Genomic DNA, 23,569 nt, shown 5'->3' with positions numbered 1-23,569 from the left:
CCGGCCGGGACGAGGGCTGTCCGCCCCTGTGATCCGCTCTCATCCCGTCCTTTACTTTCACGAAATACATACTGAATACTTTCCTTCTCTTCGCACGATCGAGACTCCGGTTCCCTGACGGAAACGCCGGAACCACGGGCTGGGAGCACGCATGAGCCAGGACGCCGAAGCCGCGACCTGGGCGCCGACCGACGACGCCGGCAGCCTGCCGCGCCTGGACGACGACGCCGTCCGCCTCTTCGAGTGGGTCGCGCACCGCGGGGAGCTCGACGCCGAGGAGGCGGGCGCGGAACTCGGACTGCCGGACGACCGGATCGGCGCGGCGGTCTCGGACCTGCTCTCCCTGCACCTGCTCCGCCGCCTGCCCGGCCCCCGGGGCCAGGTGGTCCCCGTGGTGCCCGAAGCCGCCGCGGCCAGCCTCGTGTCACCGCTGGAGGCCTCCCTGCGGAGGCAGTTGGCCGACATCGAACGCTTACGCGGCGAACTGACGATGCTGTCCCCCCTGTACGCCAGGGGGCAGCGCCGGCAGCGTTCCTCGGAACCACTCAGCCAGGTGCTGGAGCTGGACACCGTCATCGGCCTGATCGCGGACGCGGCCGCCCGGTGCCAGGACGAGGTCCTCACCTGCCAGCCCGGCGGCGGGCGGTCCCCGAGCCTCCTGGAGCAGGCGTTCGCGCGCGACTACGCCATGCTCCAGCGCGGCGTGCGCATGCGCACGCTCTACCAGCACACCGCCCGGCACCACGCGCCGACCCAGGAGTACGTCCGACGGATCACGGACGCGGGAGCCCAGGTGCGCACGCTCAGCGAGCTGTTCGGGAGGATGATCGCCTTCGACGGCGAGGTGGTCTTCGTGCCGCACCGGGAGGCGCGCGACGGCGCCGTCGTCGTCCGCGACCCCTCCACGGTCTCCTACCTGTGCTCCGTCTTCGACCACGCCTGGTCGCTGGCCGAGCCGTACAGCCCGGCGCGGCCGGACGACTCGTCCCTCGACGAGATCAAGCAGGCCATCGTCCGCCTCCTCTCGGAGGGCATGAAGGACGAGATGATCGCCCGCAGGCTCGGCATGTCCCTGCGCACCTGCCGCAAGCACATCGCCGAGATCATGGAGGGGCTCGGCGCCGCCAGCCGTTTCCAGGCCGGTTTCCTGACCCGCGCACGCACCCCTGCCCCGGACGCGTGAGCCGGCCGGCCCCGCCGCGTCCCCGCGCCGCCCCCGAAGGCCCGTCACCCCGCCGCCCTGGGCAGCACCGCGACGACACCGCGGGATCCCCCCGGCACCGCCTCCGACGCACGCTCCCTGGCGAAGAGGTGAACCACCCTGGGCAGTTCGAAGCGCACCGGGTGCGCCGCGGAGGCGTCCGGGGCCGCGGAGACGGTGCACGACTCCATCAGCGACTCCAGAGCCCGCTGGGTGTCCTCCCTGCCCAGGCCGAGCGCGGCCATCGCCTCGTCGAGGGTGAACCGCGGCGCTGGCAGGGCCCCGAGGGCCTGCAGGACGGAACGGGACGGCCCGGCGAGGTCCCGCCACGCGCCCGCCAGCCGGGACCGGACGGCCAGGCCGCCCGAGGCCAGCTCGTCCAGCAGCGTGTCGTTGCGGCCGAGCCGCTCGGCGAACTCGCCCAGCGGCAGGTGGGCCAGCATCGACAGCTTCGTCCCGGCCACCCTGATCCCCAGCGGGAGCAGTCCGGCCTCCTCCACGACGCGGCCGGCGGCGTCCGGGTCCGACAGCAGCCGCCGGCGTCCGATGATGCGCCCGAGCAGTTCGAGCGCCTCCGGCACGGTGAACGGCGGCACCTCCACGCGGTGCGCGGCCTCCAGCCCGGCCAGCCTGCTGCGGGCCGTGACCAGGACCGAGTTCCGGCCCGCCCCGGGCAGCAGGCACTGCACCGCGGCCTCGTCGGGGGCGTCGTCCAGGAGCAGCAGCACCCGGCGGCCCGCGGCCCAGGACCGCCAGGCCGCCCCGGCCTCCTCCGGATCGTGCGGGAGGCGGGCGACGAACCCGAAGAGCCTGGCCAGCTCCGCCAGCACCGAGGACCGGGGGCGGGGCGACCCGTCCTCCGCGCGCATCCTCACCAGCACCCGGCCGTCCGGGAACTCCCGCTCCAGCCGGTGCGCCACGTGCACCGCGAGGGCCGTCTTGCCGGCCCCCGTCGGACCGGCCAGCACGACCAGTCCGCCGTCTCCGCCGCCCAGGACGGCGAGCAGCTCCCGCACCTGCTCCTTCCGGCCGGTCAGGTCCGGCAGGTCCCGGGGCAGCAGGACGCGTCCGGCCGGTGACGCCCCGGAGGGCCCCGCGGCGTGCGGCCCGCCCCCGAGGAGTTCCCCGTACACCGCCTTCAGGGCGGGGCTGGGCTCCAGCCCCAGCTCGCGCGAGAGCAGCTGCCGCAGGTCGTCGTAGGCCGCCAGCGCCTCCGTGCGCCGGCCGCAGCGCTCCAGCGCCGCGATCTGCGCGGCCCGGAGCCGTTCGCGGAGCGGATGGCGCTCGACGGCCTCGCCGACGGAGTCGGCCACCGCCTCCGCCTCGCCGAGCTGCAGCGCGGTCTCGGCCCACGCCTCGTAGACGTCCAGCCACCGCTCCCCCCACCGGTCCGCCTCCCGGCGGAGCAGGTCCGAGCAGGTCAGGTCGGCCAGTGCCGGGCCCCGCCACAGGTCGAGCGCCTCGCGGAACAGTCCCGCCGCCTGCCCCAGGGAGCCGGTCCGCAGCGCCTCCCGGCCCGCGCGGGCGAGCTCCTCGAAGCGGAGCGCGTCCGACTCGCCCGCCCCGACGCGCAGCACGTACCCGCCGGGGCCGTGGAGGATCCGGTCGGAGCCGGCCGCCCCGCCCAGGAGCTTGCGCAGGGCCGACACGTAAACGTGCAGGTTCTTGCGGGCGGTCCGGGGCGGTTCGCCCTCCCAGAGCGCCTCGGACAACATCTCCACCGGCACCGGGGTGTTGGGCCGGGTCAGCAGCACCGCCAGGACGAGGCGCTGCTTGAGCGGGCCCAGCTCCCTGGGCCGGCCACCGCTTTCGACCACCAGCGGGCCGAGGACCGAGAATCTCAACACCGGGTTCTCCCCTGGCATCCGACGCTCCAGCGTTAGTTTGCGGTCCGAATGGCAGCCGCCACCGCCGGAGAATCCGGCAGTGGCGGCACACGAGGAACCGTCCGGAGGAATTCCGGCCGCCGTCCCCCCGGACGGCGGAGAACCCGGATGAAAACTCCCCCGACGGAACGGTCCGGGAGTCCGGAGGGATCCGTCCGGGAAATTCCGGAACCGATTCCTCCGGGCCGTTCCGGCCGGTCTCACCGGCCGGTCACTGCCCTCCCCAGGCCGTGTCGTCGTGCTCGGAGGCCGCAACCGTCCCCGCCCCGGCCGGACCGAAACGCTTCGGAAAAACCCCGAAGGCCCCGGACCCGATCGCCGAAAGACAGCGGGGAAAAGAGCCGTGGATGTGCTTCACGCAGTCCTCCCATGAATGTTCGAAGGCCCCCGCACCTTCTGAATTCCCCTTCCACCGCCCATGCTGCCCACGGGAGGGCGGCCGGAGTAGAGCGCGCGCGCTGCACCATGCTGCATGCACCAATTCCCTCCCGGTGCAAAAACCGGAAAGAGGGCATCGGCCGCCTTCGCGCGCATACCGGGCATCCGTCCCGTCGTCCCCACGCCGTCCCCGCGCCGCCCTCCGCCCCGCAGCCGGCCCGTTCCCGCCCCCTCACCGGCCCGGTTCCGGTCCCACCACCCGGCCCGGTTCCGGTCCCGGCGCCCGGCTCGCATACCGGAAACCAACCGTCGGCCAACCGGTACCGAACCCGCCGGGGCGAAGGTGGTGACACCGGCTCCACCAGGACCGACCCGGACATCCGCGGAGGTGTTCCCATGGAACTGGCCGACCTGGTCGGCCGGCGCCCGGTCCCGGGCGGCGGCCTGCTGATGACCCTCACCCGGCGCTGCCCGCTGCGCTGCGCGCACTGCTCCACCTCCTCCACACCGGACGGGGAGGACACCGGCGTCGGACCGCTGACCGGCTTCGTCCGCTCCTTCACCCCCGCGGACCGGCCCGGGGTCGTGCTGTTCACCGGCGGGGAGCCCCTCCTGCTGCCCGCGGCCGTCACCGCCCTGGCCCGGGAGGCGCGGCGCGCCGGCACCCGCAGCGCCGTGCTCAGCGGGATGTTCTTCGCCCGGAACGGAACGGTCCCGGCGCGCATCATGGAGGCGGTCACCGCCGTCGACCACTTCTCCGCGAGCCTCGACGCGTTCCACGAGCGGGAGGTGCCGCGCGCCGGCGTCTTCCGGGCGGTGCACCGCGTCCTCGACGCCGGAACCGCGGCGAGCTTCCACATCACCGGGACCGGGCCCGACGACCCGTACCTGGCCGAGGCGACCGCGGCCGTGCGCCGCGAGTTCGACGACCGGGTGCCCATGCTCGTCAACGAGACCCGGCCCGTGGGGCGGGCCGCGGCCTGGGCCGCCCCGCGCACCGCGGTGGTGGACGGCGGCCGGGTACGCCCCTGCCCGATGGCCGCCTGGCCCGTCGTCGCCTTCGACGGCACCGTGGTCGCCTGCTGCAACCAGGACGTCGTCGACCGGCGGCCGGTGCCGCGGCACCTGCGCCTCGGGCACGTCGCCGAGGACGGCTGGCCGCAGATCCGCCGCAGGCTCCTCGACTCCCCCCTGCTGCGCACGATCCGCACCACCGGCCCGTCCCACCCGTACGCCCGGGCCCGGCACGGGGCCGAGGCGGACCGCGTCTCGTCCGCCTCCCCCGCCCCGTCCGCCGCCCACGCCCTCCCCGGCGGGCCGTGCGCGGCCTGCCGGGCGCTCCCCGAGCACCCGGCCGCGGCCGAGGCGGCCGGCCGCGCCGGCTCCGGGCCGGTCGGCGCCCTGCTGGACCGGGAGACGGCGCGGCTGCAGGCCGAGGCGGGACCGGCCGCGCTGCTGCGCCGCTACGGCTGCGCGCCCTACGCGGACCTGGTCTCCCTGGCCCCGACGCCCCGGGCCGCATCGTGACCCCGCCCCGGCCGGCCGCGCCGCCGGCCCCGGTGGACGACACGCCCCCGGGTGCGCCGCGGGCCGCGGCCCGGGGCGCCGCGCAGCCCGCCGCCGCGGCCCGGGGCGGCCGCCGCAGCGCCGTCCTGCGCCTCAAGCTGGCCCCGGCCGCGCCCGCGCTGGCCGCGGCCACGGCCCGCCTGTGGCGGGACGACCGCGGCCTGACCGCCCGGTACACCGCTTACCTGCGGGCCATGCACGGTGTCGTCCGCGCCTCCGTGCCGCTCATGGAGCTGGCCGCGCAGCGCTGCTCCACCATGCCCCGGGACCCGGTGGCCGCCCCGCTGGGCGCCTACCTGCGCGAGCACGCGGAGGAGGAGCGCGGGCACGACCGCTGGCTCCTGGAGGACGCCGCCCGGGCCGGGGCCGACCCCGGGGAGGTCGCCCGCGCCCTCCCGCCGCCGGCCGTCGCCCGGCTGGTCGGCGCCCAGTACTACTGGGTCGCGCACCACCACCCCGTCGGCCTGCTCGGCTACATCGCGGTACTGGAGGGCAACGCGCCCGCGCCCTGGCTGGCGGACCGGCTGGCCGGGGCCACCGGCCTGCCCCGGGCGGCCTTCCGGACCGTCCGCGAGCACGCCGTCCTCGACACCGGCCACCGCGCCGAACTGGACGCGCTGCTCGACCGGCTGGACCTGACCCCCGCGCAGGAGAGCGCGGTCGCCGTCAGCGCGCTGCACACCGCGGACGCCCTGGCCGCCCTGTTCGCCCGGCTCGGCGGCACCGCGCCCGCCCACCCGCCGGGAGCGCCCGCCCACCCGCCGGAAGGAGAAGGAAACCCGTGAACCCCCGCGACGACCGCGTGCTCTCCGCCCTGGAGGCCGCCGGATTCACCGTGAGCTCCCTGCCCGAGGAGCAGCAGCAGGTCTTCCGCGACCTCGCCCCTGCCGAACTGGAACTGCTGCTGGAGATCAAGGCACGGCTGGACGAGGCCGAGCCGGAGGTGCAGGCGCACGGCGAGATCGCCGGCGGCGCGCTCTTCTGACGCCCCGCCCCGACGCCCCGCGGACACCCGCCCGGACGGCGCGCCCGGGCGCACGGCCCCACCCGACCCGAGGAAACCGAAACCATGGTCTGCACCTCGTGCGCACGTCCGACTCCGGCCGAGGCGTCGTTCTGCCCGCACTGCGGCGCCCCCCGCACCTCCCCCGCCGGCCCCGGCCCCGGCTCCGTCGAGGAGCGCAGGATGGTCACCGTCGTCTTCTGCGACCTCGTCGGTTCCACCGCGCTGTCCGGGCGCCTGGACCCGGAGGCCCTGCGCTCCGTCACCCTGCGCTACTTCGCGCTGATGCGCGACCGGCTGGAGGCCCACGGCGGGACGGTGGAGAAGTTCATCGGCGACGCGGTGATGGCCGTCTTCGGCGTGCCGGTGACGCACGAGGACGACGCCCGCCGGGCCCTGGCCGCGGCCCTGCAGATGGTGGCCGCGCTGGAGGAGCTGAACGAGGAGCTGACCGCGGACCTCGGCGTCCGGCTGGACGTGCGGATCGGCGTCAACACCGGCGAGGTCGTCACCGGCACCGACGCCTCGGCCCGCCAGGCCCTGGTCTCCGGCGAGGTGGTGAACGTCGCGGCCCGCCTGGAGCAGAACGCGGCCGCCGGGCAGGTGCTGGTCGGCCCCACCACCGTGCGGGCGGCCGGCTCCGCCGCCGTCACCGAACCGGTGGGGCCGCTGCTGCTCAAGGGCAAGGCGGAACCGGTCGCCGCGCGCCGGCTGCTGGCCGTGCGGGACGACGGCCCCGAGACCCTCCGCAGGTTCGACACCCCGTTCGTCGGCCGGGAGACGGAACTCGCCGAACTGGACCTCCTCCTGCGCCGGACCCTCGTCCAGCAGGCGTCCCACCTCGTCACCGTCTACGGCGAGGCGGGCATGGGCAAGACCCGGCTGGTGCGGGAGTGGCTCGACCGCACCCGCGCCCGGGAGCCGGTCACGGAGGGCACCGGGCGCTGCCGCCCCTACGGTGACGCGGGCAGCCTCGCCCCGCTGGCCGACGCGCTCCGCCAGGCCCTGGCGGCCGCGCTCCCGCCCGGGGAGGACGACGCCGCGGCCCGCTCGGAGATGCGGGCCGCGCTGGCCGTCCTGGAGTCGGGGCTGCTGCGCGACGGCACGCCCAACCCCTCGCTGGACGACACGTGCGCGGCGCTCGTCGACGTCCTGGCCGTCCTGGCGCAGGAACGCGCGGTGGTGCTGGCCGTCGACGACTGCCACTGGGCCTCCCCGGTCCTCTTCGACGTGCTGGACCGGCTCCTGGAGGAGCTGGAGCAGGCCGCGGTGCTCGTCGTGTGCGTCGCGCGGCCCGAACTGCCGGACCTGCGCCCGGGCTGGGGCAGCGGACGGCTGCGCTCGGCCGCGCTCATGCTCTCCGGCCTGTCCCCGGAGGAGTCCGCCCTGCTGGCGGTCGGGCTGGACGAGGTGGCCGCCCACCGGGCCGGCTCCGCCCTCGCCGTGGAACGGGCCGAGGGCAACCCGCTCCACCTGGAGCAGCTGCTGTCGATGATGGCGGAGGGGGAACCGGGCGAGGCGTGCCCCGCGGACGCCCTGCCGCCCACCGTCCACGCGCTGATCGGCGCCCGGCTCGACACGCTGGACCGCGCCGAGCGCACCGCCCTGGACCTGGCCGCCGTCCTGGGCAGGGAGTTCCACCTCGACGAACTGGCCGACCTGACCGCGGCCGCGGCCGGAGCGGGCGCCGCGGGCGCCGCGGACCCGGCGTCCGGCCGGCGGGGACCCCGCGGCGGCACGGCGGTGCCGTCCGTCCTGCGGAGCCTGACCCGGCGCCGGCTGGTCGAACCCCCGCGCCGCGCCCTCGGCGGCCGGGCCCCCTTCCGCTTCAGCAGCGGCCTCGTCCAGGAGGTCGCCTACCGGCGCATGGCCAAGCGGGCACGGGCCGAACGGCACGAGCAGGCCGCCCTCGTCCTGCAGCGGCACGGCGCCGAGAACGGGACCGTGGGCGGCCACCTGGAACGCGCCCACCGGTACCGGGCCGAACTGGGCCTGGCGGACCCGCACACCGACCGGCTGCGCCTGCACGCCTGCGAGCGGCTCACGGCGGCGGGCGCCCGGGCCCTGGCCAGGGCCGACCTGGCCTGGGCCGCCGACCTGCTGGAACGCGCCCTGGCCCTGTCCCGGCCGGGCGAGCCGGCCCGGGCGGAGGCGGCCCGCCGGCTCGGCGAGGCCCGGCTGGCGGCGGGCCGGGCCGAACAGGGTCGGTCACTGCTGCGGGACGCCCTGGAGGCGGCGGAGAGCACAGGGGACGCAGTCAACGCGGCGCACGCCCGGATCGCCCTGGCCGTCCACGACGACCGGCCCGGAGCGGTCCCGGCCGCCGACGCCGCGCGCACGGCCCTGCCCGTCTTCCGCGCCGCGGGGGACGACCTCGGCGTGGCCAGGGCCTGCCTCAGACTCGCCCAGCAGCACCAGCTGGACGGCCGGCACGCCGCGGCGGGCCTGCTCCTGGAAGAGGCCCTGGAGCACGCGGTGCGGGCCGACGCCGAACCCGAACGCGCCGCCGCCCTGGGCGCGACGGGCATCTCCCTGTGGCGCGGCCCGACCCCGGTGCCCGAGGCGGTGGCCCGCTGCCGCGAGCTGCTCGACGCGCACGGCCCCGGGCGCCGCATCGTGCGCGTCACCCTCAACTGCCCGCTCGCCGTGCTCCTCGCGCTGGACGGGCAGTGGGAGGACGCCTCCGCCCGCCTGGCCGAGGCCGAGCGCCTCGCCGGGGAACTCGGCTACGCCGAGGCCGCCGTCTTCGTGCCGCTGTTCGCCGCCTCCGCGGCCTCGCTCACCGGCCGGCACCACCGTGCCCGGACGCTGCTCCTGAAGGCCGAGGAGGCGTGCCACGCGCTGGGGGACGCCGGCCTGCTGGGCAGCATCTCCCGGGACCTGACCCGGCTCGCCCTGGACCACGGGCAGCCGGAGGCGGAGGCGGACGGGCGGGCGGAGGCGGACGGGCGGGCCCTCGCACCGGACGGGGGGCTGTCGTGCTCGGAGTCCGCCGACCTCGACGGGCTGCGCGCCCGGACCGCCGCGTCGGCCGGCTCCACCGGGCCCGCCGCCGCCCTGGCGGACCGGGCCGTGGCCTCCGCCGCCGCTACCGACTCCCCGCTCGTGCAGGCCGTCGCCGCCCTCGACCGCGCGCACGTGCTGGCCGCTCTGGGCCGGCCCGCGGAGGCCGCCGGCTCGGCCGCCGGGGCCGCCCTCCTGTTCGACGCCAAGGGGTACCGGGCCGGCGCCGCCCGGGCCCGCGCGCTCCGGGACCGGCTGCTCGAAGAGCGCCCGCCCGCAGACCCGCCGCCCGCAGACCCGCCGCACGGGAACCCGCCGCACGCCGCGGCACCGCAGAAGGAAGGCCTGACGAACCGATGAGCACCGTATCCGCGCCCCCGGCCGGCTCCGCCCTGACCTGGAGCCTGCGGGGCCGCGGCCCCGAGGACATCCGGCTGGTCGCCGGCGGCGGCCGGATCACCCCCGAAGCGGCCTGGGGCGGATCCACCGGCGCCGGGGTGCGGGTCTGCGTCGTGGACACCGGCGTGGAACGCGACCATCCGGCGATCGGGACCGTCGACGGCTCCTACGTCGCCGTCAAGGACGGGGACGGCGTGCGGATCGAGGAGACCGACACCGGGGACACCTGCGGCCACGGCACCGCGTGCGCCGGGATCATCCGCCGCGCCGCGCCCGACTGCGAGCTGTACAGCGTCCGCGTCCTGGGGGAGAGGTTCTCCGGGACCGGCGACGTGCTCCTGGCCGGACTGCGCTGGGCGGTGGAGCAGCGGTTCGACGTGATCAACCTCAGCCTGTCCACCACCCGGTCCCGCTTCGTCGACGAGCTGCGCGTCCTCGCCGACGAGGCGTACTTCGGCCGGACGGTCGTCGTGGCGTCCGCCCACAACACCCCGGTGGAGAGCTTCCCCTGGCGCTTCTCCTCCGTCGTCTCGGTGGGCAGCCACGAGGAGGACGCCCCGGACCTGTACCTGTACAACCCCTCCCCGCCCGTCGAGTTCTTCGCCCCCGGGCAGAACGTGACCGTGCCCTGGCTCGGCGGCACCACGATCCGCACCACCGGCAACAGCTTCGCGACCCCCTTCATCACCGGCCTGTGCGCACGCGTCATGAGCAAGCACCCGAACCTGACGCCCTTCCAGGTCAAGACCATGCTCTACCTCTCCGCGGCCAACGTCCGGACAGACAACCGAGGTGACTCTTGAAGCCGACCGACTCCTTCCCCCCGCCGGCCCCGTCGGCCGCACCGGCCGCACCGGCCCCGTCGACCGCGCCGGGCGTCCAGGACACCACCGTGGAGCGGGAGCTCCTGCAGTCGATCGTCGAAACGGCCCGGGCCATCTTCGGCGCCCAGGCCAGCTCGATCTTCCTGCTCGACGAGGAGACCGACGAGCTGGTCTTCCAGGCGGTCTCCGGCCGGGGGGAGGAGTTCCTGGTCGGCACCCGCTTCCCGGCGGGGCGCGGCATCGCGGGATGGGTCGCCGTGTCCGGCGAACCCATGATCGTGGACGATCTCGCCCGGGAGGAGTCCTTCGCCCGTGACCTGGCCGAGTCCACCCGGTACGTCCCCGAGTCGCTGATGGCCGCGCCGCTGATCCACCGGACCCGGGTGCTGGGCGTCCTGGAGGTGCTCGACCCCGTGCCGCAGTCCAGGTCCAGCCTGGGCGAGCTCGACCTGCTCGCCCTGTTCGCCCGGCAGGCGGCCGCCGCGCTGCGGGTGGCGGTGGACCGGCGCGACGAGACCGTCGCCGCGGCCATGGCCGGCGCGGCGGCGGGCGGGGCGCGCCTGCCCGCGGACGGGGCCCCGGCCGCGGCCGGTGCTCTCGGCGCCTCCGGCCGCGCCCGGGGGCTGGAACTCCTCGACGCGCTCAGGGAGCTGCTCGAAACACCGGGCGGCGACTGAACGGCCCGCTCCCGGCCCCTGTTCGCGCACCGAGCCACGGCGGACGGCCGGCACCCTCCCGGGTGCCGGCCGTCCGCCGTTCCGGCATCTCCTCCAGCGCCCCGCGCGCGGGCGGGAACCCCTGCGTGAGCTGGTGAAATACCGCTCCCATACCGGCTCCGGGGCCCTTTCGAACCCTCGCTCCATAACGTTCTGCATGTCGGCGGGCACCGCCGGCCGGCCCCCGCCACAGGGCCCCGGACACGGGGTCATCGTCCGGCGGACGGCCGAAATCACGCATCACACACAGGAGGTCACCATGGCCGAGAACATCGAGACCCCCCGCGAGGACGAGGCCGAGGTCGAGGCCCACAGCGCTTCCGTCCTCGACATGCAGGGCACCGGCTCCGTCGCCGGCGACTCCGCCGCCGACGGCAACTGCATCAGCCTGCTGAGCGTGGTCGAGTCGGCGAAGTAATTCCGACCCGCGGCCGGGGTGGCTCCCTCTTCGGGGGGAGCCGCCCCGCGGCGTTCGCGGACCTTTTCCCCAGGGCCTCCCCCGCGGTACCGGCCCGTCAGATCCCGGAGCACTGGGTAGGTGCGATGAAGAACTCCCCTCTCAGCCGGAACAGGGACTTCCGACTGCTGTGGATCAGCGGCCTGCTGACCACCCTGGGCGCGCAGCTGTCCTCGATCGCCCTGCCCCTGCTGGTGCTGCGGCAGACGGGTTCCGCGGTGGTCGCGGGAGCCGTCGGCACCGTCTCGGTCGGCGCCCTGCTGGTGACCATGCTGCCCGGCGGTGCGCTGGCCGACGCCGTCGAGCGACGCCGGCTGGTGATCCTCTGCGAGAGCGCGATCGCCCTGGCCGCCGCCGTCCTCGCGGGCGCCGTGCTGCTCGGCGGCGCGCCTCTGCCGCTGATCCTGGCGGTCACCGCGTCGGGTGCCGTGCTCACCAGCCTGTGCGGGCCGGCCGCCCTCGGCCTGCTGCGGACCGTCGTGCCCGAGGAGCAGCTGGCCACCGCCTCCTCCCGGATCCAGGCGCGGTCCGCCGCCACCCGACTGGCCGGACCGGCGGTCGGGGGCGCGCTGTTCGCGTGGCACCCGGCCCTGCCGTTCGCCGCGGAGGCCGTGGGGCTGCTGCTGTCGGTCGGCTGCCTGGCCCTGGTCCGGGCGCGGTCCGTCCCCGCCCGCCGCAGGGCCCCCTTCAGCCGGCGGGAACTCACCGCCGGTGTCGTCTTCGTCCTGGGCCGGCCCTACCTGCGCACCGCCCTGCTCGTCTTCGGCCTGGGCATGAACGCGGCCTTCAGCGCCATGATGTTCACCGCGCTCACCGTCGCCTCCGACGGGGGGAGCTCCGGTGTCGACGCGGGCCTCGTCGTCTCGCTCACCTCCGTCGGCTCGCTGCTGGGCGCCCTGCTGGCCCCCCGCGTGGCCCCCAAGGTCCCCCCGGGCGCGATGATCGCCGCCACCTGCTGGGCCTGCACCGCGGCCGCGGGCGTCCTGCTGTTCCACCGCAGCGTCCTGCTCATGGGGCTCCTGGTCGCGGCCTGCCTGGCGGTGGCCGCCGTGGCCAACATCGGCTTCCTCACCAGCCTGCTCACGGCCACTCCCGAGGACCTGGTCGGCCGGGTCCAGAGCGCGGCGTCCTTCGTCTCCTCCCTGGTCGTTCCGCTGGGCCCGCTCGCCGCCGGGACCGCGCTGACCCTGTGGGGGCCGGCCGCCGGCTTCGGCGCCGTCACCGCGGTGTTCGCCCTGTGCGCGGTGGTGATCACCGTGGCGCCGTCCATGCGCCGCCCGCTCCCCGCCGCCGGGGCCCGGGCCGACGCCCCCGGCGCGCCCGACACCCCCGGCGTGCCCGATGCCCCCGGCACCTCCGGGGTGCCCGGGAGCCGGCGGCCCCCGCAGGAACAGCCCGCCGCTGCCGCCACCCCCGAGACCCCGTAGCCCCGCAGCCCCGCACACAGGGAGAAGCACGATGCCGGACCCCCAGAGCACCCAGCTGTACTGCGTCGCCGACCGGCTGTACTACGACACCCCGGACCGCATGCGCGACGAGGACACCCGCTACCCCCTGGCCGAGGCCGCCGTCCCGCCGGGCTGGCGGCGCTCCTCCCGGGGGCTGTGGGTCTCGATGGTGCCCACCGGGACGCAGCCGGCCGAGCAGGGCTGGAAGATCCACCTGTCGGCCGTCCCCGAGGACGCCGGGAAGACCCTCGACACCGCCGCCCGGATCTGCACGGAGCGCCGTGTCCCGTTCAAGTTCCTGCGCAGCCGCACCGCCCTGCTGCTGGCCGCCGACAAGTACATGAGCCGTTCGAGCAGCGGGAAGTTCGTCACCGTCTACCCGGCCGACGAGCAGCAGTTCCGTGAGCTGCTCCCCGAACTGGTGCGGGCCCTGGACGGACAGCGGGGCCCCTACGTCCTCAGCGACCTGCGGATCGGCGCCGGCCCCGTCTTCGTGCGCTACGGCGCTTTCGTGGAACGCTGGTGCACCGGCGAGGACGGCACGCCCGTCCCGGCGCTGCGGGCGCCCTCGGGCGAACTGGTCCCCGACCTCCGGGGCCCGGTGTTCCGCACCCCCGAGTGGGTGGACGTGCCGGACGTCCTGGAACCCCACCTGGAGGCCCGCCGGGAAGCCCGCGACGACGACTTCCCGTACACGGTCGTCGAAGCGCTGCACTTCTCCAACGCCGGCGGCATCTACCTGGCCGAGCACCGCGACACCGGGGAGAAAGTGGTGCTGCGCGAGGCCCGCCCCCACAGCGGCCTCGACGGCACCGGCACCGACGCCGTGGAACGCCTGCACCGCGAGTACCGGGCACTGCGGCGGCTGGAGGGGCTGGACTGCGTGCCCCGGGTGCACGAGGTGCGCACCGTGTGGGAGCACCACTTCCTGGTCGAGGAGTACATCGAGGGGAAGCGGCTGCTCGAGGCCGTGGTGGCCCGGTACCCGCTGGTGCACCGGAACGTCACGGACGAGGCGGTCGCCGAGTACCTGCGGTGGGTGTCCGGGGTGACCGAGCGCCTGGAGGAGGCGCTGGACGCCGTGCACGGCCGCGGCCTCGCCTTCGGCGACCTGCACCCCGGCAACATCCTGCTGCGCCCCGACGGCTCGGTCGTCCTGATCGACTTCGAGTACGCCGCGGACCTGGACGAGGCCGCCGGCCCGGTGATGGGCGCCCCCGGTTTCGCCGCCCCCGCCGGGCTGTCCCGGGCCGACGCCGACCGGCACGCCCTGCGCGCCGCCTGGCGGATGATGCTCATGCCGATGCCGGAGCTGGCGGACCGCGAACCGGGCAAGGTCGGGGCCATGGAGGCGTTCGTCCGCGAGCGCTTCGGCCTCCCGGCCGACGCCGGCCCCCGCCTGCCCGCCGCCCCGGCCGGGCGTGCGGCGGCCGGGGCGCCCGCGCCGTCCGCCGGGGGCGAGGCCGTCGTGCGGGAGCTGTTCGGGGCCGACCGCCTCGACTGGCCGTCCCTGCGGGACCGGCTGGCGGCCGGCATCCGCGCCGGCGCGACCCCCGAGCGCACGGACCGCCTGTTCCCCGCCGACCCGGAGGTGTTCCGCTCCGGCGGCGCAGGCCTGGCCCACGGCGCGGCCGGCGTCCTGTTCGCGCTGCACCGCGCGCAGGTCCCCGTCCCCGCCGAGTACACCGACTGGCTGGTCGACGCCGCCCGGCGGGCCGCGCCCGCACCCGGCCTGTACGACGGACTGTCCGGCACCGCGGTGGTCCTCCACGAACTCGGCCGCACCCAGGAGGCCCTGGAGGTCCTGGAGCGGGCCCGCGCCGCCCGGCGGCCCGCCGCCGTCGGCATGTTCTCCGGGCAGGTCGGCACGGCCCTGGCCCTGCTCCACTTCTCCGCCGTCACCGGCGACGGCGCCCTCCTCGACGAGGCCGTCCGCACCGCCGACCGCCTCGCCGCCCTGCTCGACCCGGACGGCGCCCCGGGGGGAACCTCGGACGGCACCGCGGACGGCGCGCAGCCCGCCCCCGTGCTGCCCGGGACCGCCGGCCTGATCCACGGCATGAGCGGAGCGGCCCTGCTCCACCTGCGGCTGTACGAGACCGTCGGCGACAAGCGGTACCTGCGCGCCGCCCGCGAGGCGCTGCGCTGGGAGACCGGCCACTGCGTGACCATGCCGGACGGCACCCGCCAGGTGAAGAACGGCCGCCGGCACACCCTCTACCTGGACGGCGGCAGCGGCGGCCCGGCCCTCGTCGCCCGGCACTACCTCGCCCACGCCGACGATCCGGAGCTCGCCGGCTTCGTCTCCGCCGTGGGCCACGGCTGCGCCAACGAGTTCGTGCGGGAGCCGGGCCTGTTCCGGGGACGCTCCGGCCTCCTCGCCATGCTGGACCGCTTCCCCGGCCCCGACGGCCGCCCCGACGGGCGCTCCGACGGCCGCCCCGAGGTCCTGGCCCAGGTGCGCCGGCTGGCCTGGCACGCGGTGGCCCGGCCGGACGGCGGGCTGTACTTCCCGGCGCCGGCCTGCGCCGGTTCTCCGCCGACCTCGCCACCGGCTCGGCCGGCGTCCTGCTCGCCCTGAACTCCGTCCTCGGCGACCGGAGGCACTTCCTGCCCCTCATGACCGGCTGATGACCGGCGAACGACCCGCGCCGGCCCCGCACTCCCGCCGGCCCCGTACGGGGCCGGCGGGAGTGCGGGGCCGGCAGGCGGCACGGTCAGCGCCGCAGGTACTCCACGCCCGAGCGGACGCCCCACCGGTAGGTGGCCAGGGCGCACAGGGCCACCACCACCGTGTCCCAGGGCGCGGGGATCACCCCGGCGCCTCCGAAGCTGCCGAGCCCGGACAGCACCAGCATCCACCCGAGGTAGCCGAGGAGCCAGGCACCGGTGCGGAGTTCGGCCCGGAGGTCCGTCCGGCGGCGCAGCACGGAGAACAGGAGCACGGCGGCCAGCAGTTCGGGCAGCGCGATGCGCAGGTTCTCCCAGGCCGACCAGTACACGAGTTCCGAGGCGACCACGAAGCCGGCGGGTGCTATCCAGCCCAGGCCCCGGACCCAGCCCGCCAGCCGTTCGGGGGCGGCGGCGCGGAACGTGCCGGCCGCCACCGAGCACAGCGAGTAGGTCAGCAGGGCGAGCGCGCCGACCATCGTGATGATGTCGCGCCACCCGCTGGAGGGGAACAGGATGATCACGCTCAGGACGTAGTTCAGTGCCATGGCGTTCCGCGGCACGCCCGCGCGCTCCGACACGACGGAGAACAGCCGCGGCAGTGCGGCGTTCTTGGCGACCGCGTAGGTCTCCCGGCTGCCGGCCGCCACCGCGACGTACGTCGATCCGCCGGGTGAGAACACGGCGTCGGCGTAGACGACGGCGGCCAGCCAGCTGAGGTTGAGCAGGAGCGCGAGTTCGCCGAAGGGCGAGGCGAAGTTCAGCCCGCGCCATCCCGAGTCGAGCTGTTCCGTCGGCACGGCGAGGATGAAGGTCAGCTGGAGCACCACGTGCAGGGCGACCGAGAGCCCGATGGCGGTCAGCACCGCGCGGGGTATGTCCCGCCGGGGGTTCTTGGCCTCGGCGGACAGCTCGATCGGGGAGGCGAAGCCGTCGATGGCGTAGATGATGCCCGCGCTCGCGATCGCGGTCAGCGCGGCCGACCACCCGTAGGGGGCGACGCCGCCGCCCGCGGAGATGTTGCCGGGGTGGAAGCTCGACATGAGCAGCGCCACCACGGTGAGCACCGGGACCAGCACCTTCACCACGGTGACGAGCAGGTTCAGCCGGGCGAACAGCTTGACCCCGAACCAGTTCAGCACGACCAGCAGCAGGAGCAGGCCCGCTGCGGCGAACCGGCCCGCGGTGGTCAGGGCCTCGTCCTCGTACATGCCCGGCAGGTAGCGGTTGGCGTACTGCACGATGGCCGAGGCCTGGGCGGCCATCGTGCTGGCGACGGCGAGGAGCATGGTCCAGCCGATGAGGGTGCCCGCGAGCGGCCCGTTGGCCAGCCGCGGCCACCGCACCATGCCGCCGGCCTCCGGCGTGCCGGCGCCCAGTTCGATGAGGACCAGCGCGACCAGGGTGAGCGCGGCACCGCCGATCAGCCAGGAGAGGGCGGCCGCCGGGCCCGCCGCCTGCGCGCCGTAGAACGAGCCGAACAGCCAGCCCGAGCCGATGATGCCGCCGAAGGCCACGCCGGTGAGGCTCCAGAAGCCGAGTTCGCGCCGGAGGCGCTGGTCCTGTCCCGGCTTCGGCGGGGTCTCGGGCCCCGTCGCGGTGGTCGTCACGCTGTACCTCCACGGTTCGTTCTCCGACGGTGGGTACGGCGGGTCGACGTGTTGTCAGTTCCATGCGGTGTCCCGGTCTGGTGCGGTCAGGTGGTACGTGTTCCGGGCCGGACGCGGTCGGCGACGAGGGCGGCCAGCCGGTCGAGCCCCAGGCCGATCCGTTCGGCGGACAGGACGCTGAAGGACAGCCGGATCTGGTGCGATCCGCCGTCCCCCGCGTAGAAGTGGTGCATGGGCGTCCACAGCACCCCGAAGCGGTCCGCGGAGTACTCGAGCACGGCGTCGTCCGCGCGGAAGGGCAGGGTGACGACGACGAACATGCCCCCTTGCGGGACGTTCCACGAGACCCCGGAGCCCGGCACCGGGCCGTGGTCGCCGAACCGCTCCCGGAGCCCGGTGAGCACGGCCCGCAGGTTCCTGCGGTAGACCTGCGCCTCCCGCACGGTGGCGCGCTCCACGCTGCAGTCGTTCTCCAGGAGGAAGCCGCCCACGACGGCCTGGGCGACCGTGGAGGTGTTGAGCGTGAGCATGCTCTTGAGCTTGGCGAGCTCGTCGGCGAACAGCGCGCCGTCCGCCATGGGCTGGTCCGCCACCACGTAGCCACCCTCGCCCCGGCGGGCCGTCTTCGCGAAGGACCCGAAGTAGACCACGCGCCGTCCGGTGTCCATGGACTTCACGGTGGGCAGCCGGTCCCCGCCCGAGTGGAACATCGAGTACGGGTTGTCCTCCAGTACGAGGATGTCCTCCCGTTCGGCCAGGTCGAGCAGGCTTCGGCGGTCGGCCGCCGACATGCTGACGCCGCTGGGGTTGGCGAAGTCGGGGACCACGTAGCAGCGCGCGGGCGCAGCCCCTCGGCCCGGGCGCGGCGGATCTGCACGGCCAGGTCGGCCAGGTCGATGCCGCCCGGCCCTTCGGCCACCGGGCGCACCGGCATGTCGACGATCCGGGTTCGCGCCGAGGAAGCCGACGTACGCGGGGTACGCCGCGAGGACGACGTCGCGGTCGTCGCGGCGCAGCGCCCGGAGCACCAGGACCATGGCCTCCTGGCACCCGGTGGTCACCACCACCGCCTCGGGGTCCACCACGGTCCGTTCGTCGTTCCCGAGGTGGCGGGCGATCAGGTGGTGGATGAACCCTTGGTGCGGCCGTACGGAAGAAGGTCCGCCGCACGTCTCGGGGCGAGGCCGAGGTCGTCCCTCAGGTGCCGTTCGAAGGTCTGCAGGTGGCCGCCGAGCGTGCGACTTCGTAGAACCCTTCGTACGGGCGGCCGGCGGCGAAGGAACGGCGTCCGGGTAGCGCCCGGCGATCTCGTTGAGCAGGGTCATGGACGTGAGGACCGGGTCGCTCACCGACGCGTGCAGTTCGGCGGCGTCCAGCCGGACGCCGGGGGGCGCCCCGGCCGGGTCCGCCGGAGCGCTGCCGACGTCCTCGGAAACACTGGTCATGCGGGGTCCTGTTCTCGTCTCCGGGATCGCGGCGGGCCGGCTTCAGCCGGGCAGGACGTCGGCGCGGAGTTCCACAGGCGCTCGGGCTCCCGGAGGTCGGCCACGACCTGGTCCAGGGTCCCCCACCGCGATGACGTGGGCGTAGCGGGTGAGGAACGCGGCCGGGGGGAGGGCCAGTTCGTCGCCCGGCTCCGCGGTGGTGCCCGTCTCGTGGATCGTCGGCCCGAAGCGGTCCCGGTGGACGACGACCTCCACGGTCCGGCAGCGCCCCTCGGGCAGGAGGAAGCGGACGGCCGCGGCCCTGCGGTGCTTCGGGGTGAGGTCGGGCTCGCGGCCGGCCGCGACGTGCGCGGCGGCGACGGTGGGGCGACCCCCGTGGCCAGCAGGCCGAGGTAGGGGATGAGGTCCCCGCCGAGCCGGGCGTTGACCTCAACCAGGCGCGGGCCGGCGGGGGTCAGCTTGAACTCGGAGTGGGTGGCGCCGCTGACGAAGCCGAGTGCGCGGTGGATCCGGCCGAGCTGGTCGAGCAGTTCCTCGTCGGCGAGGAGCGGGTCGCGGGCGTCCACGTCGTGCCCGGTCTCCTCGAAGTACGGTTCCGGGCCGAGCCGCTTGTGCGCGATGACGGTCGGCATGACCGGCCGTCGTGGACGACGCGTCGACGCTGATCTCCGGGCCGGTGAGGAACTCCTCCACCAGCACGTTCTCCGGGTAGCGGGGGAGGTTCATGAACTCGGTGCCGTCCGCAGTGGCGAACGCGGCGGCGACGTCCCCGGGGCCGTCGGCGCGGACGACGCCGAAGCTGGCGGCCATGGCGCGCGCCTTGACGATCACCGGGTACCCGATCTCCTCCGCCGCGGCGAGTGCCTCCTCCGCGGTGGCGACGGTGCGGGAGGCGGGCTGGGGCACGCCGGCGGCGGCGAGCGCGGCGCGGTGGCCGCCTTGTCGCGGCAGTTGGTGACGGCCTCGGGCGGGCTGCCCGGCAGCCCGAGGTCCTGCGCGAGGCGGGCGCAGAAGACGACCTGCGTCTCGTCGTAGGTGAAGACGCCCACGACCGGCAGGGAGTCCGCGACGGCCAGCCGCCGCCTCGCGCACCGCCTCCGCGTCCCGGGTGTCGACGCGCGTGGCGCCCGCGCAGTACGCCAGCTGCCAGGTCGCCTCGGCCGAGTCGAGGAGCCAGAGCCGGTAGTGCTTCGAGACCGCGGCCAGGATGTACTCGCGGTAGGGGCGGTACCCGCTGCCGACGAGCAGGAGGACCGGCGCGTCCTGCGGGCGGCCCGGGGTGTGAACGGCCAGGTCGGTCATGACGGTTCCTTCGGTCTGTGCGGGGACGAGCTGCGGTCACGGGCTCCCGGCGCGACCGGTGGCCGGCCCGCGCCCCGCGGGGCGGGTTCGCACGGGCGGTACGGGCGGCAACGGGTGGATCCCGTGGAGGGGTCACCGGCTTTGTGCGGCTGCCGTGCGGCAGCAGCCGTGCAGCAGCCGGGGACGAACGGCGCGCCGGGAATCCCCGACCGGGTCCGGGGAGAAGCAGCAGCGCCGTTCACGGATTTCGGCCGCCGCCGGGCGAAGTGGCGGGATCAACGCCACGACCGGGCGAAAGACGGTGCAGGCGGACCGGCGAACAGTTGGCGACTGCCCCGCCGGACAGGATTTCGAACGGGCCTGATTCTTACGGCCCCCCGAACGGGTGTCAATGGGTTACGGGACCAATTCGGAATTCCGGCAGGGAGTTGCCAGGAATCCGTTCGGCGTCCCTCCGGACCGAAATCGGCTGTCCGGCCGGCGCATTCCGTCCCGCCGTCCGGAATCGCGGATCCGCGCGGGGACCGGGAAAACATCTTCACCGTCCGGCCGTGTGACCGCGAGCGGCCCGGACGCTAATGTGCGCCGCATGGATCTTCGTGCGACGAAAAATCGGGGGAACTCTGCATTCCACCCCGCGAAACGCTCCGGCCCGTGCCGGGCGGGCACGGCGGGGCGGCCCGGCCGGGGAGGCGGGGCGTGATCACCGTATGGCTGCCCACCGCGGAGTCGGAGGCGCTCATGGGCGGGCTTCCGGCCGGCTTCCGGCCGACGTGTGGACCGGGGGGCCCGAGCTCCCCGCGTCGGCGGACACGGTGGAGGTGGTCGTCCCGCCCTACGGCCTCACGGACGCGGGGCTGTCCCGGCTCGCGGAAACTCCCCCGGCTGCGGCTGGTGCAGCTGGAGTCCGCTGGCGTGGAGTGGATCAGGCCGCACGTGCCGGACGGCGTCGTGCTGTGCAACGCCCGGGGAGCGTACGACCGGGCGGTCGCCGAGGGGTCACCGGTGTCGTCCTGGCCCACCTGCTGCGGCTGCCCCGTTTCGAGCAGGCCCGGCGCGACGAGCGGGGGACTACACGCAGACGGACAGCCTCGAGGGCAAGCGCGTCCTGCTCGTGGGGCACGGCTCGCTCGGCGCCGCGGTGTCCCCGGCGCTGGCCGGGTTCGGCGCCCGGATCACGGCCGTGGCCCGGCGGCCGCGCGAGTCGTGCACGGCGTGGAGAGCTGCCCGGGCTGCTGCCCGAGGCGGACATCGTGGTCCTCCTCCTGCCGCTGACCCCGGCCACCGCCGGCCTGGTGGACGCCTCGTTCTGGGGAGGATGCGGGACGGCGCCCTGCTGGTGAACGCCGGCCGGGGAGGCCTCGTCGTCACCGAGGACCTGGTCGCCGAACTGCGCGGGGGCCGGCTGTACGCGGCGCTCGACGTGACCGCGCCGGAGCCGCTGCCCGCCGGCCATCCGCTGTGGTCCGCCCCCGGGCTCCTGCTGACCCGCACACCGCCGGGTCGAAACGGCACGCCGCCGGCCAGGGCGATGGCCCTGGCCAAGGCCCAGCTGGTCCGCTACGCGGCCGGTGAGCCGCTGGTCAACGTGATCGGCGGGGAGGGCTACTGACGGACCGCGGGTGCCGCCCCCTCCGGCACGGGGGCCGGCACCCGCGCGGCTCACAGCCAGCCGGAGCGGACCAGCGCCTGCAGCTGTCCCTCCACGGGGGCGGGCGGCCGGCCCTCCGGCGGGTTGCCGAGCTCGCCCGCGCGGACCCGTCGAGCAGCCTGCGGGTCGCGTCCACGATCTCGGGCGCCGCCCTGCGCAGCTCCTCGGCGTCGGCCGGGCCCGCCGTGTCGGCGGGGAAGCCGGCCGTCTTCAGCAGGCCGTCGAGGTCGGCCAGCCCTCCCCCAGCCAGCCCAGCGGGTCCGCGGACAGCTCGCGGACGAACACCCGGTCGCCCGGGTCCCAGCCGGTGAACACGGGTGGTGGTGGGTGCGGTCGAAGCTCCCGGGCCTTCCGTCGACCGACTCCAGGAAGTCGGCGCGCCACACGGCCGGCCCACGGTGATCGGATAGGCCGCGTAGACGGAGTCCACGAGCGTGCCCTGCTCGACCACCCTCAGCTCCAGGCGGACCCCGTGCTCGGGGCTCTCCTGGCCCTTGAGGGGTTCGGGGTCGACGAAGTACAGGTCCCCCACCACGATGCCGACCTTGTCGAAGGCGAACATGTAGAGCATTCGGATTCCTCTCGCAGAGTGCGGTTGGGACGGTGGCGCGGCACCCGCCGGGCCACCGCTTCTCGGGCCCCGCCGGGCCCTCTCCTAGGCCCCCTGGGCCTGTTCCGGGACTTCCCGCCCGGCCCGGGAGGCCCCGCGGGCGCTGCGCACACCGGCCCAGAGCAGGACCGCCACGGCCGAGGTGACCAGTGCCGGGGCGAACCGCAGCACGTTCTCCGGCAGCGTCACCGACCAGCCGAGGAGCAGGAGGACAGGGCGGCGCCGCCCAGGATGAAGGCCCGCATCACGGCGTTGACCCGGCCCGACACCTTCTCGGGTATGGCCCGGAAGCGGTACTCGCTCGTCGTGACGTTCATGCCCCCCTCGCCGGCCATCAGGGCGCAGAAGCCGAGGACCACCACTGCCTCCCACGGGGCCAGCAGGGCGACGCAGGCGACCGCGCAGACCGCGAACCAGAGCCCGATGCGGCGCTCCGACGGCGCGTCCGCCCAGACCCGGCCGCCGAGCCACGACCCGAGCGCGCTGCCGGCGGCCCCCGTGGCGAGCACCACGCCCACCCAGCCGCTGGACCAGCCCCACGTGCCGGCGGCGAGGACCAGGATGACGGTGGGCACGGCCCCCGCGCCGAGGTTGTACACCGAGAGCACCAGGGTGAGCCGCGGCACGCCCTTGATCCGCCGGAAGCTCCGGAAGCCCTCGGCCTGCATGCGCAGGAAGCCGCGTTCGACGACCGGCTTCTCCCCCCGCGGCAGTGCGAGCGCGACCAGTGCGGTGAGGAGGAAGGTCGCGGCGTCGATCCACAGCGCCCAGTACCCGCCGACGGCCGCCAGCACCACACCGGCGACCGCGGGCCCGGCGCACCGGGCCAGTTCCGTGGCGGCCCCGAACCTGCTGTACGCCTCGGTCACGCGGTCCTCGGCGCGAGCATGGGCAGCAGGCTGAAGTCGCTCGTCAGGTTGGAGGTCACGGTTCCGCACCCGGCGACCAGCAGGACCAGCAGGACGAGTTCGACCTGGTCCGCCATGAGCAGGAACGGTGTCAGCGCGACGAGCACGCCCTGCACCAGCTCCGAGACCATGAAGACCGCGCGCCGCTCGTAGCCGTCGATCAGGGCGCCCAGGAGGGGCGACGCGACGAACGGCAGGTACTGCACGCCGAGGCTGAGCGCGGCCATCAGGGGCGAGCCGGTACTGGCCAGGATGGTCCACGGCATCGCCAGGTGCAGGAAGGTGTTGCCCAGCTCGGAGGCCGACGCCGCGGAGGTCAGCAGCCAGAACTTGTGCCACGTCTTCTGCGAGGGCGGCCGCCCCGGCGGGCGGCTCACGGCCGGGGCCGCCCCGGACCCGTCGGAATCCGTACTGTCCATGCTCTCTGCTCTCTCCTTCTCCGTGCGGGACGGCAGCCCCGTGCAGGACGGCAGCGGTGGGCACGCCCGCGCG

Annotated in this window: 19 protein-coding genes; 11 read left to right on the top strand and 8 right to left on the bottom strand. The window is 75.5% G+C overall.

The features are described 5' to 3' along the window. Positions 1-151 precede the first annotated feature (151 nt). Positions 152-1,183, top strand: a complete 1,032-nt coding sequence (locus GQS52_RS16230; RefSeq protein WP_182314112.1) for a LuxR C-terminal-related transcriptional regulator — start codon at positions 152-154, stop codon at positions 1,181-1,183. Positions 1,184-1,227: 44 nt separating this feature from the next. Here the strand turns inward: GQS52_RS16230 and GQS52_RS16225 are convergent, their stop codons facing one another. Then, positions 1,228-3,045, bottom strand: a complete 1,818-nt coding sequence (locus GQS52_RS16225; protein ID WP_259370813.1) for a BTAD domain-containing putative transcriptional regulator — start codon at positions 3,043-3,045, stop codon at positions 1,228-1,230. A gap of 816 nt (positions 3,046-3,861) precedes the next feature. Here GQS52_RS16225 and GQS52_RS16220 point away from each other — a divergent pair. From GQS52_RS16220 to lanKC, 9 genes are all read left to right on the top strand, one after another. After that, on the top strand, positions 3,862-4,992 hold the full coding sequence (locus GQS52_RS16220) for a radical SAM protein (protein ID WP_182314110.1): 1,131 nt from the start codon (positions 3,862-3,864) through the stop codon (positions 4,990-4,992). Between the two features lie 125 nt (positions 4,993-5,117). After that, positions 5,118-5,816, top strand: coding sequence for an iron-containing redox enzyme family protein (locus GQS52_RS16215; protein ID WP_259371130.1), 699 nt, complete (start codon positions 5,118-5,120; stop codon positions 5,814-5,816). Continuing rightward, on the top strand, positions 5,813-6,016 hold the full coding sequence (locus GQS52_RS16210; RefSeq protein ID WP_182314109.1) for an aroma-sacti cluster domain-containing protein: 204 nt from the start codon (positions 5,813-5,815) through the stop codon (positions 6,014-6,016). Before GQS52_RS16215 ends, GQS52_RS16210 begins: the two co-directional genes overlap by 4 nt. A gap of 84 nt (positions 6,017-6,100) precedes the next feature. Next, complete coding sequence (locus tag GQS52_RS16205; RefSeq protein WP_182314108.1) at positions 6,101-9,397, top strand: adenylate/guanylate cyclase domain-containing protein; 3,297 nt, start codon at positions 6,101-6,103, stop codon at positions 9,395-9,397. After that, positions 9,394-10,239, top strand: a complete 846-nt coding sequence (locus tag GQS52_RS16200) for a S8 family serine peptidase (protein WP_182314107.1) — start codon at positions 9,394-9,396, stop codon at positions 10,237-10,239. Before GQS52_RS16205 ends, GQS52_RS16200 begins: the two co-directional genes overlap by 4 nt. A gap of 89 nt (positions 10,240-10,328) precedes the next feature. Next, positions 10,329-10,937 (top strand): GAF domain-containing protein, encoded by a 609-nt coding sequence (locus GQS52_RS16195; RefSeq protein ID WP_259371129.1) that lies wholly within the window; start codon positions 10,329-10,331, stop codon positions 10,935-10,937. Between the two features lie 298 nt (positions 10,938-11,235). Continuing rightward, the gene (locus GQS52_RS16190) at positions 11,236-11,394 is read left to right on the top strand and encodes a hypothetical protein (protein WP_182314105.1); all 159 of its coding nucleotides are present in this window, start codon (positions 11,236-11,238) and stop codon (positions 11,392-11,394) included. A gap of 125 nt (positions 11,395-11,519) precedes the next feature. Then, complete coding sequence (locus GQS52_RS16185) at positions 11,520-12,860, top strand: MFS transporter (protein ID WP_182314104.1); 1,341 nt, start codon at positions 11,520-11,522, stop codon at positions 12,858-12,860. A gap of 31 nt (positions 12,861-12,891) precedes the next feature. After that, the gene (gene lanKC, locus GQS52_RS16180) at positions 12,892-15,462 is read left to right on the top strand and encodes a class III lanthionine synthetase LanKC (protein ID WP_259370812.1); all 2,571 of its coding nucleotides are present in this window, start codon (positions 12,892-12,894) and stop codon (positions 15,460-15,462) included. Between the two features lie 136 nt (positions 15,463-15,598). On the opposite strand, the gene GQS52_RS16175 is transcribed toward lanKC, so the two are convergent. The 4 genes from GQS52_RS16175 to GQS52_RS16160 all read right to left on the bottom strand — a co-directional run bounded on the left by GQS52_RS16175 (position 15,599) and on the right by GQS52_RS16160 (position 19,908). Further along, entirely contained in the window at positions 15,599-17,161 is a 1,563-nt protein-coding gene (locus GQS52_RS16175) for an APC family permease (protein WP_182314103.1), read from the bottom strand. Between the two features lie 86 nt (positions 17,162-17,247). Further along, positions 17,248-18,606, bottom strand: a complete 1,359-nt coding sequence (locus tag GQS52_RS16170) for a PLP-dependent aminotransferase family protein (protein WP_346268245.1) — start codon at positions 18,604-18,606, stop codon at positions 17,248-17,250. 42 nt (positions 18,607-18,648) lie between these two features. Next, positions 18,649-18,861 carry a hypothetical protein gene (locus GQS52_RS16165; protein ID WP_182314102.1) on the bottom strand — a complete coding sequence of 71 codons (213 nt, stop codon included), beginning with the start codon at positions 18,859-18,861 and terminating at the stop codon, positions 18,649-18,651. Between the two features lie 174 nt (positions 18,862-19,035). Continuing rightward, complete coding sequence (locus GQS52_RS16160; RefSeq protein ID WP_182314101.1) at positions 19,036-19,908, bottom strand: ATP-grasp domain-containing protein; 873 nt, start codon at positions 19,906-19,908, stop codon at positions 19,036-19,038. 1,318 nt (positions 19,909-21,226) lie between these two features. Here GQS52_RS16160 and GQS52_RS16155 point away from each other — a divergent pair. Continuing rightward, on the top strand, positions 21,227-21,520 hold the full coding sequence (locus tag GQS52_RS16155) for an NAD(P)-dependent oxidoreductase (protein WP_182314100.1): 294 nt from the start codon (positions 21,227-21,229) through the stop codon (positions 21,518-21,520). A gap of 694 nt (positions 21,521-22,214) precedes the next feature. Here the strand turns inward: GQS52_RS16155 and GQS52_RS16145 are convergent. From GQS52_RS16145 to GQS52_RS16135, 3 genes are read right to left on the bottom strand one after another with little or no spacing between them, the layout of a single operon-like run. Then, positions 22,215-22,358 carry a hypothetical protein gene (locus GQS52_RS16145; RefSeq protein ID WP_182314099.1) on the bottom strand — a complete coding sequence of 48 codons (144 nt, stop codon included), beginning with the start codon at positions 22,356-22,358 and terminating at the stop codon, positions 22,215-22,217. After that, positions 22,355-23,038 (bottom strand): MFS transporter, encoded by a 684-nt coding sequence (locus tag GQS52_RS16140; protein WP_182314098.1) that lies wholly within the window; start codon positions 23,036-23,038, stop codon positions 22,355-22,357. The genes GQS52_RS16145 and GQS52_RS16140 overlap by 4 nt, the downstream gene beginning before the upstream one ends. Next, a complete protein-coding gene (locus GQS52_RS16135) occupies positions 23,035-23,496 on the bottom strand; it encodes an MFS transporter (RefSeq protein ID WP_182314097.1) in 462 nt (153 codons plus the stop codon). The genes GQS52_RS16140 and GQS52_RS16135 overlap by 4 nt, the downstream gene beginning before the upstream one ends. Positions 23,497-23,569: the final 73 nt, after the last annotated feature.

The sequence above is a fragment of the Streptomyces sp. SCUT-3 genome (assembly GCF_014083985.1).
GTDB classification, from domain to species: Bacteria; Actinomycetota; Actinomycetes; order Streptomycetales; family Streptomycetaceae; genus Streptomyces_H; species Streptomyces_H thermolineatus.
The sequence above is the reverse complement of the archived record's forward strand: the minus strand, read 5'-3'. Positions and strand labels throughout refer to the sequence as shown.